This is a genomic window from Phocaeicola sp. RTP21198st1_B8_RTP21198_201120, assembly GCF_040929485.1.
In the GTDB taxonomy this organism is placed as follows: Bacteria; Bacteroidota; Bacteroidia; order Bacteroidales; family Bacteroidaceae; genus Phocaeicola; species Phocaeicola dorei.
The window spans coordinates 1-13,682 of the sequence record NZ_JBCOCI010000018.1 but is presented as its reverse complement, the minus strand read 5'-3'; the positions used below and the strand labels follow the sequence as shown (position 1 = coordinate 13,682).

At 39.2% G+C, this 13,682-nt stretch carries 6 protein-coding genes; all 6 read left to right on the top strand.

Features of this window, described 5'->3' with window-relative positions; all coding sequences use genetic code 11:
• Positions 1-9: 9 nt before the first annotated feature.
• Positions 10-1,737 (top strand): RagB/SusD family nutrient uptake outer membrane protein, encoded by a 1,728-nt coding sequence (locus tag AB5935_RS09320; RefSeq protein WP_368327408.1) that lies wholly within the window; start codon positions 10-12, stop codon positions 1,735-1,737.
• 251 nt (positions 1,738-1,988) lie between these two features.
• Positions 1,989-6,317, top strand: a complete 4,329-nt coding sequence (locus AB5935_RS09315; protein ID WP_288259450.1) for a two-component regulator propeller domain-containing protein — start codon at positions 1,989-1,991, stop codon at positions 6,315-6,317.
• Between the two features lie 79 nt (positions 6,318-6,396).
• Positions 6,397-7,788, top strand: coding sequence for a glycoside hydrolase family 28 protein (locus tag AB5935_RS09310; protein WP_007841279.1), 1,392 nt, complete (start codon positions 6,397-6,399; stop codon positions 7,786-7,788).
• Between the two features lie 4 nt (positions 7,789-7,792).
• The gene (locus AB5935_RS09305) at positions 7,793-8,722 is read left to right on the top strand and encodes an alpha/beta hydrolase (protein WP_007855490.1); all 930 of its coding nucleotides are present in this window, start codon (positions 7,793-7,795) and stop codon (positions 8,720-8,722) included.
• Positions 8,723-8,754: 32 nt separating this feature from the next.
• Positions 8,755-11,229: a glycosyl hydrolase family 95 catalytic domain-containing protein gene (locus AB5935_RS09300; protein WP_038611926.1), complete on the top strand. Its 2,475-nt coding sequence runs from the start codon at positions 8,755-8,757 to the stop codon at positions 11,227-11,229.
• Between the two features lie 34 nt (positions 11,230-11,263).
• On the top strand, positions 11,264-13,654 hold the full coding sequence (locus tag AB5935_RS09295; RefSeq protein WP_368327407.1) for a glycoside hydrolase family 3 N-terminal domain-containing protein: 2,391 nt from the start codon (positions 11,264-11,266) through the stop codon (positions 13,652-13,654).
• The last annotated feature ends 28 nt before the right edge of the window (positions 13,655-13,682 follow it).

Here is a 13,682-nt window from a genome sequence, read left to right as displayed (position 1 = left end):
TTTAAGACGATGAAAAAGAAAAATATATTATTTCAAACAGCGGTAGTTGCCTGTCTGCTTTTCGGTACAGGTATAAATATGAGCAGTTGTATCGAACAGACCTTTCCCAAAAGCTCTACCGCTATTTCCGAGCAGATTGCAGAATCACCAGCTGCTATGAATGCTATGTTAAATGCCGTGGTAGGCTTTGTTAATGCATATAATACTTATGGACAAGGTTATACTTGGGACTTGGGCTATACCTCATACGGTATTATAAGAGAAGTTATGTGTGAGGATTTTTATATATATAAATCTGGTTATGATTATTATAATTCTTTCGGATTGTGCCGTAGCTTGGCTGATAATTCAGAGGTGAATTCTATTTATTATTACTACTATAAATTTTTGAATAATGTCAATAATTTAATCCGTATTGTGGATCTTGATAATACTACAGAAACAAATAGGCAATATGTAGGAATAGCCAAAGCCTTTCGTGCGATGATTTACATGGATATGGCTCGTCTGTTTGAGTTTAAGAAGACTGGATTTTCTAAGCTGGATGACGAGGCTGCTACCAATGGGGTATATGGATTAACAGTCCCTATCATTGGTGAGAATATAACGGAAGCAGAAGCACGTAATAATCCGCGGGTTCCTTTTTATACTATTTACAGATATATCTTGGATGATTTGGAGAATGCAGAAGTTCTATTAGCTGATTACTTGAGGCCTACTAAGAATATGCCTGATTTGTCCATTATATTTGCATTAAAAGCTCGTTTTTGGCTAGAATTGGGTACGCGATTTGAAAAGTATTCTAATGATTTGGCAGCACTGATCCAGAATGTGGATTTAGATATAGATTCGGATAAGGATTGTTATATTAAAGCTGCCGATTGTGCAAGACAGGCTATAGTTAAAAGTGGTGCTGCTCCATTGACAGAATTGGAATGGTATGGTGGAAAAGACTATTTTACGGCCTTTAACTCTATTCAGACAAGTGCATGGATGTGGGGAGGAATCATGAATAAAGAGAATATTCACAGTGTATGGCTTAATTTGGCAGGGCACTTGTGTACAGAACAGCCATTTGGGGTAGGAGGAATTTCCTATGGGGCACACAGAATGATCAGTAAGGTTTTATTTGAGCAAATCTCGGATGATGATTGGCGCAAAGAAACTTGGATTGCTCCTGAAGATGCTGGAAAGGCTCCAGGTACTAAATATCATACATTGTTCACCGATGAGAATTTTAAAAAGGTGCCTGCATATGTTCATTTAAAATTCAAGCCGAAAGAAGGCAATATGATTGACGCCAATGTAGGTGCACCGATAGATAATCTTTTAATGCGTGTTGAAGAAATGTATTTTATTGATGCTGAGGCAATAGCCGCTAGTCAGGGGGTAAGTGCTGGAATTTCTGCTTTAGAGAATTTTATGAAAACTTATCGTTACAGTTCCTATCAATGTACGGCATCTACTATGGAGGATTTTCGTAAGGAATTGATTTTGCAAAAAAGGATAGAATTTTGGGGAGAGGGTATTATTTATTGGGATTATAAGCGTTTAGAATTGCCTGTTACACGGGGGTATCTAGGTACCAATTGTCCGGTGGGGTATCGTATGAACTCTAAAGAAGGATATTGCTGTCCATGGTTCAATTTATTTTTTAGTAAGTTTGAATCTATTAATAACCAAGCTATTATATTGAATCCGGATCCTTCGGCTATAGTGGAGGACTGGACAGAATAATGAATTGTTAATTTTTAAAGATCAGTTTATGGTTTAGCATTGTGAATGTCTGGATAGACGTTCATCTTGTTCTTTTCTCTGCCGAAGCTATACTTCGGCAGAGTTCTTTTGAAAGGGGAGGTTATGGTGTGATATTGCTACTTATGGTAGAATTTCTTATAAAAACAGGTCTAATCATTGTAATAACTATTCAGGCTATTGGTTTGTGACATCTTTTTCCGATATTTGTGTGGTTGAAAAAGGTAAATACTATGTTGAAACAGATTCTTCTTATATGGTTGTATTTTTCTGCCTTGCCTTTGTTTGGTCAGAGTTTGATTGATATTAAATATTATTCAGTTCAGGATGGGTTATCACAGAAAAATATTCAGAATTTCATTCAAGATGATAATGGTTATATATGGATGGCTACGTGGAACGGACTAGAGCGTTTTGATGGATATTCTTTTACTAATTATAAAACTTATCCTGAAAGTGATGTACGTATAACAAATCATCGTTTTACCAATATTGAAAAAAGTTCTCTGAATAATATTTGGTGTCAGACGTATGATAAACATTGTTATCTGTTTAATACCCGTACTTGTCAGTATGAAGATCCCTTTCTTTTCAACAAAGGGGTGATAAACTCAGTTGAAAAACTGTATGTATTGCGTAAAGGGATAACATGGGCCGTAGGTGTACAAAATGAGTTATTCCGTTTGGATGAAAATAGATTTCCTGCTACGGAGTCAGTGCAATTATATACTGGAAAAATAGAAAATAACATAGGAGACAGTATCTATATTGTGATGCAGGACAAGGATGGAGATGAATGGATTCTGACAAATAAAGGAGCTACGATTGTAGGAAAGAAGAGTATGGCAAATCTTATGCCTTTTAAGTTTATGGTAGAGAATGCAGATGATATCTATCTTGCTACTTCAAAAGGCTTTTTTGCCCGATATGACTATCAGAGTCAAAATGTTGTTCCATGTGTCCCCAATGAACCTATGTCTGAGATTATCGGACTGAAATCTTTATCTGATCATAAAATCGCTATTTTACAGAGAAAAGAGATTCGGTTTTATAATCCGAAAACAGGCAAGTTTACTCTTTATAAAATGCCTGTAGAGATCAGTCCTGATATATATCAAGATAGAAAAGGTATTTTTTGGTTGCTGGGGGTCACGGGCGGGGTTATTCGTTTAGATTGTACTACTGAGGATATTATCTTGTTAAGTTATCCTAAGTTAAAGGAAGTTCCTTTTACCAAGCCCTGTACTTTTATACATGAGGACGAGTATGGTTGTATTTGGGTGAATCCTGTAGAAGGTGAGTTATACTTTTATGATCCGATGACTAGATCTTTGGAACAGGCTTATGTTTATGAAAAAGGAGTGAGAGTACCAATCTCATTTCAGGCTTTCAGCTATTTTATTGATCATCATAAAAATCTGTGGTATACCACTCCAGGAAGTGAATTAGGATATCTTTCTTTTCATCAAAGTGGGTTGGATTATATAATCAACAGACATAAAGAGTCTGCTCGTTCGTTGATGGAAGATCATCGCAAACGTGTATGGATTGGTTGGAAACGGAATCATAAAACTCAACCGGGAAACATCTGTCTTTATGATTCGTTAGGACAGTGGATAGGAAATATTTCGCAAAAAGGAAAAATAGTGGCGGATCAGTCTGTCTCATTTAATGCTGACGTGTACTGTATTTACGAAGATAAGGATCATAACATCTGGATGGGGACTAGAGAAGACGGTTTGTTTTTATTCCGTTTTCAAGGGGAGGACAACTATCAGGTAACTTGTTACCTGCCTGATAAAGATAATCCTTACAGCATTTCTTCCAAGTCTATATTCTCTATTTTGCAAGATTCGTCTGGAAGAATATGGATTGGCACTTTCGGTGGAGGTATCAATTTGGTTGAGTCTGCTTCCGCAGGAGGAGATTTGAAGTTTGTTCATTACGGTAATATTCTCAATAATTATCCCATTCATGTATGTGAGAAAGTGCGTTGTTTATATGAGGTGGCTGATGGAGTGATTTTGATAGGTACTACTGGCGGATTGCTGTCCTGTTCTACAGATTTTTCCCGTCCGGAAGAGATTCGTTTTTTTCATAATGTTTGTGATGAGCGTTATTCCAGTTTGAGCAATAATGATATATTGGATATAACCCAAACTAAGGGTGGTAAACTGCTGGTAACTACTTTGAGTGGTGGTATTAATATTTTGGATGATGGTAGCAGTTTATCTGAAAGATTGAACTTTAAACATTACAATGCCACTAATGACCGATTACCGGATTTGTCACTGTCCAGCATAGAGGATCAAGAAGGAAATATATGGATAGTTTCAGAAAACAAGATTTCCAAATTTGATGCTGGCCTGAATCTGCTCGAAGAGTATAAAGATCAGATACAGATGGCAGAGACTAGGCCTGTTTTGCTATCTTCTGGTAAATTGCTTTTAGGGTCACTATATGGTGCGTTATGTATAATTCCCGATGAGTTGCATAAGAGTGATTTCGTTCCTCCTATCGTTTTTTCCCATCTTGACATTTATCAGAATAATACTTCTCGCAGGCAGGACATATATAGTAACGATGAGGCTCAGTACCTGCAGCCGGATGAACGTAATTTCACTATAACTTTTGCTGCCTTGGACTATGTTAACTCTCCGGCTATAAAATACGTATATCGAATTAAGGGACTGAATGACCAATGGATAGAGCTTGGAAATAATCGTTCTGCCAGTTTGGTGAATGTACCTGCCGGCGATTATCTGTTTCAAGTCAAATCCACTAATGCCGATGGGGTATGGGTTGATAATGTGGCATCTTTGTCCATACATATTGATCCTGTGTTCGGTGAAACTGTTTGGGCGGTATTGCTCTATATCACCATGGCCGTGGTGATTATGTTGGTAGTGATCTGCATTGTGTTACGCATTACTAACCTGCAAAGAAGGATAGATTTTGAACAACAGATTTCCAACTTAAAACTGCGTTTCTTTACTGATATATCCCATGAGCTTCGTACACCGTTGACGCTTATAGCCAGTCCCATTGACGAAGTCATTAGTAATGAGAAATTATCTGATGCAGGCATGGAGAATATGCAAGTGGCCAAAAGAAACACAGACAGAATGTTGCGGCTCATCAATCAAATATTGGATTTTCGCAAGATACAGAATGACAAGATGAAAGTATTGGTGGAACAAGTAGATATAATCCCTTTAATTCTAAAAATCTACGGTAATTTTGTTCCTATGGCTCATACGCATCGTATTGATTTCAGGTTGTTTTGTCCTCTCGATTCCTTTGTTATGTATACGGATGTGGACAAATTGGAGAAGATTCTTTTTAATTTATTGTCCAATGCCTTTAAATATACTCCTGATGAGAAAAGTATCTCCCTATCTGTTACTTGCGAGAAACAGATTTTGTGTTTGCAGGTGAAAGATGAGGGTAGAGGTATTAATGCCCAAAAGCTCAATCGTCTGTTTACCCGTTTTGATACTTTGGATGAGATTGATCCCAATATGTCTACCGGTATAGGACTTTCATTGGTCAAAGAATTACTGAATCTGCTTCATGGTACTGTCAGAGTAGACAGCAAACTGGGTGAAGGTAGCAGTTTCTTTATCAGACTGCCGGGTAACCGTGATGTTTTCGATGCCGATGCCAATATTGAATTTATTCTAGCGGACAGCAAGAATTCCGGACAGGAGGTGGCAATACCCGATAAGCTTACAGAAGAGGAAGAAGATAAGGAAACACGGATTCTCATTATTGAGGATAATGAAGAACTTCGCCATTTTATCTGTGGTGTGCTTGCTAGGGAGTATGTGGTTCTTGAAGCGGGTAATGGTTGTCAAGGACTTGAAATGACGTTGAGAGAATTACCCGATATCGTGATCAGTGATATTATGATGCCCGAAATGGATGGAATAGAATATCTGAAACGGGTTAAAGGAAACAATGATATTTGTCATATTCCTATTATTTTGTTATCTGCCAAGTCTTCTTTGAATGACCAAATCCAAGGACTGGAATACGGGGCAGATGAATATGTAACGAAACCTTTTAGTTCTGCTTATTTGAAAGCCAGAGTAGATTCCTTACTCAAACAACGGCAAATATTGTATGATTATTACATTTCAAAGATGAGAGAAGGCGAGAAAGATACTAGTCTTATGGAACAACTTACTCCTTCTACTCCTCAAGTTACTCATTTTGATAATGATTTCATCCGGAATATTCTTCAGAGTGTGGAGGAAAACATTCAGAATTCTGAATTTAAAATTGACGATTTGGCAGAAGCTATGAGCATGAGCCGGACTGTATTCTACCGGAAGGTGAAATCTTTGATGGGAGTTTCTCCTGTAGATTTTGTAAAGACGATGCGGATTAAACGGGCTGTCCAACTTTTGGAACAAGATGAATTTACTGTATCTGAAGTAGGATATATGAGTGGATTCACTACTCCGCAATATTTCAGCAGAGTATTCAAAGAAGCAATGGGATGTACACCAAAAGAGTACAGATTAAAGCATAAAACGATTGTTGAACAAAATGTATAATTAATGCCCCAAATACTGCAATGGCTGTATAGGTATCTTGTCCTATTTTTGCATAGAATTATAAACATAATACAATACTATGCAGACAAGAACCGCTCAAATTTTGGTATCTTTGCTGTTTCTGACAACAGCCATATCTTCATGTGATAAAAAAGAAGTATCTCCGTGGAATCAAATGACCGAGGTTAATAATCAAATTGTACCTCCTGTCTTCCCTGAGAGAAGTTTCGTGATTACGGATTATCATGACGTAAAAGACACGCTTTATACGAATGCCATTAATAGGGCCATAACTATTTGTTCTGAGCAGGGAGGTGGGAAAGTTATTATTCCCGATGGAGAGTTTCTCACAGCCCCCATCCGTTTGAAATCCAATGTAAACCTTCATTTATCTGACAGTACGGTACTGAAGTTTACTACAGATCCCTTCTTCTTCGACCTTGTGCAGACTCGCATAGAAGGAATAGATTGTTACAATATCTCTCCGTTGATTTATGCCTATGGAGAAACTAATATTGCCATCACTGGTAACGGGGTGATGGATGGCCAGGCTGATAGCAGTAATTGGTTCAGTGAAAACAGAATTCGTGGTATTGTACAGGAAGATGGTAAGAAAATAAATGAGAAAACTTTGTTGTATGAAATGAAAGAGGATTCTATTCCTTTTAAAGAACGTGTCTTTATGAGAGAGAATGGTATACGCCCCCAGTTTATCAACCTCTATAAATGTAAGAATATTCTATTGGAAGGATTTACTCTCAACCGTTCTCCGTTCTGGCTTATTCATCCGTTGTTGTCCGAGAATATCACTGTCAGGAAAGTCAAAATGCAGAGTCATGGCTATAATAATGATGGTTGTGATCCGGAATCATGCAGGAATGTATTGATTGAGGATTGTGATTTTGATACAGGTGATGATTGTATCGCCATCAAATCGGGACGTGATGAAGATGGCCGTTACTGGAATATCCCCAGTGAGAATATTATAGTCCGTCATTGTAGAATGAAGGATGGTCATGCCGGAGTAGCTATTGGCAGTGAAGTGACCGGAGGATGCCGTAACGTATGGGTGGAAAATTGTACCATGGACAGTCCTGAACTCGACCGTATTATCCGTATAAAATCAAATGCCATGCGAGGAGGCGAAGTAGAAAATATATTTATCCGGAATATTAGGGTAGGTGAATGTAAGGAGTCTATTTTAGGCTTTGAATTGAAATATTGGCATGTGGATGACGGACCGTATCTTCCTTATTTTCACAATATTCATTTGGAAAATATCACAAGTAAGAAAAGTCAGTATGTTTTGCATCTGGATGGTTTTGAGGATAAAATACAGGCGCGAGATATTTTTGTGAAAGATTGCACTTTTGATGGAGTGATGAAACCGGAAATAAATAAGGTGACTGGTGTTGAAAACATTCACTTTGAGAATGTAACAGTAAATGGACAGGATTTTAAAGGAGTATAAAGTAATGAACAGATTCGTATTTTTATTAGGTTTTCTTTTGATGGCATTGATGACGGTTACTCTTCAGGCTCAGAAAATAATTCCTTTGTGGCAGAATAATATGCCCAATAGCAAAGGTATAGTTCTTAAAGATTCTGTAGTCAGGGAACGTGTGGTACAAGTCGGAATTCCTGCTGTTCATGTTTATGAACCGTCAAAAGCCGAGCGTACCGGTACGGCGGTATTGATCATTCCTGGTGGCGGATATGTGAAACTGGCGCATGAAATCAGCGGTATCGCATTGGCAAAATGGTATAATACCTTGGGAGTAACGGCTTTTGTCCTGATACATCGTTTCCCGCAATCACCGGATGTAATAGAATCTTACAAAGCTCCTTTGCAGGATGGACAACGTGCTCTTCGCTATATACGTGCTCATGCGGAGGAATATGGAATAGATATTCATAAAGTGGGAGTGATGGGTTGTTCTGCCGGCGGTCATCTGGCCGCTTCATTGTGTGCTATTGATGAAGACTGGTCAAAAGTGGGCGATGCACTGGATGCATATAGTTGTAAACCTTCTTTTGCTGTATTGATATCTCCGGTTATTTCTATGGATGACGCTATTGTTCATAAAGGGAGCCGGACAAATCTGTTGGGAAAGCGGGAACAGGATATCGCTCTCAGAAACTTGTTTTCTTTGGAAAAACAAGTGGATGGTAACACGGCACCGGCTATCTTGTTTCATGCTTCTAATGACAAGGCTGTTTCTCCTTTGAACAGCATCGCTTATTATACAGCCTTGTATAAAGCGGGAATAGAGAAATCTTCGTTGCATCTGTTTCCTGTCGGCGGGCATGCCATCTCTTTGCGTGCACAAAGGGGAAGCACGGTCATGTGGCCGGAGTTGGCTGAAGCTTGGTTGATAGAGAATGGATTTCTTTCTCCATTATAAAAGTCGATGATATTTATTAATTTAATTATAAAATGACACGTAAGTTATTAAAAATAGCACTTGTAGTTTTGCTATCTGTAGTCAGCATCAGCATAGATGCTCAGGAAAAACCTGTATTATGGTATGATAAGCCTGCCAGATATTGGGAAGAGGCATTACCTTTGGGAAATGGACGATTGGGAGCCATGGTATATGGTAATCCTGTAACCGAAGAGATTCAATTGAATGAGGAAACAGTATCGGCAGGTTCTCCTTATAAAAATTATAATCCTGAGGCTAAAGGAGCGTTGGCGACCATCCGTCAGTTAATTTTTGCTGGTAGATATCCTGAAGCTCAAGCGTTGGCAGGTGAAAAAATCCTCTCCAAGAACGGTTTCGGGATGCCATATCAGACAGTGGGCAGCTTGCGTCTGGACTTTCCTAGTCATGAAAATTATACAAACTTCCGTCGTGAATTGGATTTGGAAAAAGCTGTAGCCACGACTGCTTATACTGTAAATGGAGTAGATTATAAGCGTGAGGTCTTTACCTCTTTTGTCGACCAGCTGGTCATTGTCCGCCTTACTGCTTCTCAACCGGGAAAACTTACTTTTTCCGCTTCCCTGACTTGTCCTCAGAAGGTGGATGTTACCGTTTCTGGAAAGAATGCCTTGATTTTGGAAGGCACAACTAAAGGAGACGATTTCACAAAAGGTTCTATTTGTTTCCGTGCAGATTTGAAGTTAGATTTACAGGGTGGAAAGAGTGTGGCAGGAGATACATTATTATCCGTGACTAATGCTAATAGTGCTACTATTTATATCGCCATGGCCACTAATTTTGTGAATTATAAGGATATATCCGGAAATCCATCCGGGCGTAATAAGGTATCCATGAAGAATGCCGGAAAGAATTATGCCCGAGCTTTACAGGCTCATATCAGTGCATATCAAAAATACTATAACCGTGTATCTCTGAATTTGGGACGCACTTCGCAGGCTGATAAACCTACTGATGTCCGGATAAAAGAATTCGCTATTTCCGATGATCCCCATCTGGTTGCTCTTTATTTTCAGTTCGGTCGTTATTTGCTTATTTCCAGTTCTCAGCCGGGAGGACAACCTGCTAATTTACAAGGTATTTGGAATCAGAAACTAAATCCTGCTTGGAAATGCCGTTATACCACCAATATCAATGCGGAAATGAATTATTGGCCTGCCGAAGTTACCAATTTGCGTGAGATGCATGAGCCTTTCCTACAAATGGTGAAAGAATTGTATGAGAACGGTCAGGAGGCTGCCCGGGAGATGTATGGTTGCCGGGGATGGGTATTGCATCACAATACGGATTTGTGGCGTATGAATGGTGCTGTAGATAGGGCTTATTGTGGACCGTGGCCTACCTGTAATGCGTGGTTATGTCAACATTTGTGGGACCGTTACCTCTATTCGGGTGATAAGGAATACCTGGCTTCCGTGTATCCTATTCTGAAGAGTGCTTCAGAATTTTTTGTTGATTTTTTAGTAAGAGATCCCAATACCGGTTATCTGGTAGTCACTCCTAGTAACTCTCCAGAGAATTCGCCTAGTATTTGGAAAGGGAAAGCCAATCTGTTTGCAGGTATCACGATGGACAATCAGTTGGTATCCGATTTATTTTCAAATACTCGTTCAGCAGCACAGATTTTGAATCTGGACAAGCAATTCTGTGATACCATTCTGTCATTAAAAAGGCAACTTCCTCCCATGCAAGTAGGGCAATACGGACAGTTGCAAGAGTGGTTCGAAGACTGGGATAACCCTAATGACCATCATCGTCATATCTCTCATTTATGGGGACTTTTCCCCGGTTATCAAATTTCTCCTTATTCATCACCTATACTTTTTGAAGCTGCCCGTAATACATTGATACAGCGTGGTGATCCTTCTACTGGTTGGTCTATGGGATGGAAAGTTTGTTTTTGGGCAAGATGTTTGGATGGGAATCATGCATTTAAGTTGATTACCAATCAGTTGAATTTTGTTTCTCCTGAAGTACAGAAAGGTCAGGGAGGAGGTACTTATCCAAATTTATTCGATGCTCATCCGCCTTTCCAGATTGATGGAAATTTTGGTTGTGCAGCCGGAATTGCTGAAATGTTGATGCAGAGCCATGATGGGGCTGTTCATTTACTTCCTGCTTTACCTGATACCTGGAAAAATGGAGAGATTAGGGGGCTTCGTGCACGTGGTGGTTTCGAAATCGTTTCTCTGAAATGGAAAGACGGCAAGGTAGAGTCGGCAATTATCAAATCTACTATCGGTGGTAATCTTCGCTTACGTGTGCACAATACTTTGGCGATGGATGGTATGACATTGGTTAAAGCGGAAGGAGATAATCCTAATCCATTGTTTGAAAAGCAAGAAATTAGTCGTCCGCTGGTTAGTGAGAAAGCTCCATTGAAAGGAGTGGAATTGAAAGATTCTTATTTATATGATGTAGCTACTGAAGCAGGACAGATTTATACTTTTATTTCAAGTTGTCTTTGATTTTACAAGAATATTTTCTGATATAAATTCAAATATGAAAAAAATATCAATTTACTGTTTTATACTAATATCTTTAGGATTTATCGGTTGTACTTCTAAAACCCATGAAAAAACAATTGAGGATTTCGACATTCGGGAAATGAGCCTGCAAGTAGATACGCTTTATAGTAGAATGACACAAGCCGAAAGAGTTGCACAATTGTATGGTATTCGTCCGAAAGAAATAATGGAGGATGGAAAACTGTCATTAGAAAAGTGTAGAGAGAAGATACCTGACGGTATAGGGCATATTTGTCAATATGCTTGCGCTTTAGATATGGAACCAAATGAACTGCGTGATTTTGTGCGTGATCTTCAAAATTATCTGATACATGAGACTCCCTCAGGTATACCAGCCATATTTCACGAAGAGGCCATTACCGGACTGGCTGCCAAAGGAGCGACCGTTTATCCCCAACAATTGGGTATAGCCTGCACATGGAATCCGGAACTGGCTACAGTAAAAACGGAACAAACGGCAGAAGTCATGCGCTCTGTTGGCGCTACTCTTGCTTTGTCACCCATGGTCGATCTCATACGTACCGCTCATTGGCCACGTATAGAAGAATCCTATGGTGAAGATGGGTATCTTAGTGCAGCTATGGGAGTCGCTTTTGTGGAAGGTCTGCAGAAGAAAGGATTGAAAAATGGAGTTGCTGCGTGCACCAAGCATTTTTTGGGATATGGTGGAGGCTCTTCTTTGAGTTGGAAAGAAATTTATGAGGAAGTGCTTTTGCCACATGAAGCTATGATACGACAGGCGGGATGTAAGGTTTTGATGACATCCTATGGCCGGTTCCGTAGTGAACAAGCCGTATCCAGCGATACTCTTCTGAATAAAATATTACGTGGATATCTTGGATTTGACGGAGTAGTGGTCAGTGACTATGGGGCAGTAGGATATGCTAGTCAAAAAGGAAATCCTGATATCTTGAAACAACGGGCTGTTGAGGCTCTAACCGCAGGTAATGACATTGAATTACCATCAAATAACTGTTATAAATATCTGCCCGAATTAATAGGAGACAGTTTGGTTAATGAGAAATATTTTGAGATTGCGGTAAAACGTGCATTAATGTTGAAAGCACGTCTGGGCTTATTATCTACAGACCGGAAGCTTTATGCAACAGGAAATTTGGATTTGGATTGCCCCGAATATCGTAAAACTTCTTATGACTTGGCATGTCAATCCATTGTCTTGTTAAAAAACAACAATGTATTGCCCCTTTCTGGCAAATATAGAAAAATAGCTTTGGTCGGTCCGAATGCAAATACATATTGGTGTATGTTAGGAGATTATACATATCAGTCTATGCAGGCATTCTGGTGGGGAGGAAAAATAGACCCTGACAGTCCTAAAATTGTTTCTGTATATGATGCTTTTAAGCACAAGGCGAATGGTAGATTCACTGTGGACTATGAACGCGGATGTGATTGGAGTGCAAAAAATGAGACTTCCATTATCCGTGAAGGAGATCCTAGAACTGAACGCTTGAATATGATGTTAATGGAATCATCCGATTCTACTAACTGGCAGGCTGCCATAAATGTAGCTTCGGAAAGTGATGTGATTATTGCTGCATTAGGAGAGAATCCTACCTTATGCGGAGAGGCTCGGCAACGTAAAGGTATCTGTTTGCCGGGAGATCAGGAACAGTTTTTAAAAGAACTGATTGCTACAGGTAAACCGGTTGTTCTGGTTATGTTTGGTGGACGTCCACAAGTGATTGACGAAGTAGAAGCAGGTTGTTCAGCTATTCTGCAAGCGTGGTATCCGGGCGAAGAAGGAGGAAATGCTGTTGTTGATATTTTGTTAGGCAATGTCAATCCGTCCGGAAAATTATGCGTTAGCTATCCTAAGACTGAAGATAAAGAACTTTATTGTTATAACAATGGTGAATTCCAAGAAAGAATAGCTTATCCGTTTGGTTTTGGGCTTTCATATACTTCCTTTGAATATAGCGATATAAAAGTTCCGTCTACTGCACAAACAACTGATGATTTGATTGAGGTTAGCTGTAAGGTGAAAAATACAGGAAAATGTGCAGGTACTGAAGTTGTGCAACTTTATCTGTCTCCTACTTCCTCGGAATTTCTCAAGCCTATACAGCTAAAAGGGTTTGCCCGTGTGAATTTGAACCCCGGCGAATCGAAAATAATAAGTTTTAAGGTTTCTCTTCAGCAAATGGCTTATTATGCAAATAATGGATGGACTATAGCCGGTGGTCAATATACATTTAAAATAGGTGCGTCATCTTCTGATATCCGTTTGGAATCATCATGTCAGCTAACTGGAGAAAATGTGCGGATGGAGCGTAGAAATACTCTTTTTTCTATAACCTTAATTCCGCAACACTATTATAAATTAAACTTTTTAAGTACCTGAGCAACAAAAAGTTGCTCAGGATTTTGCC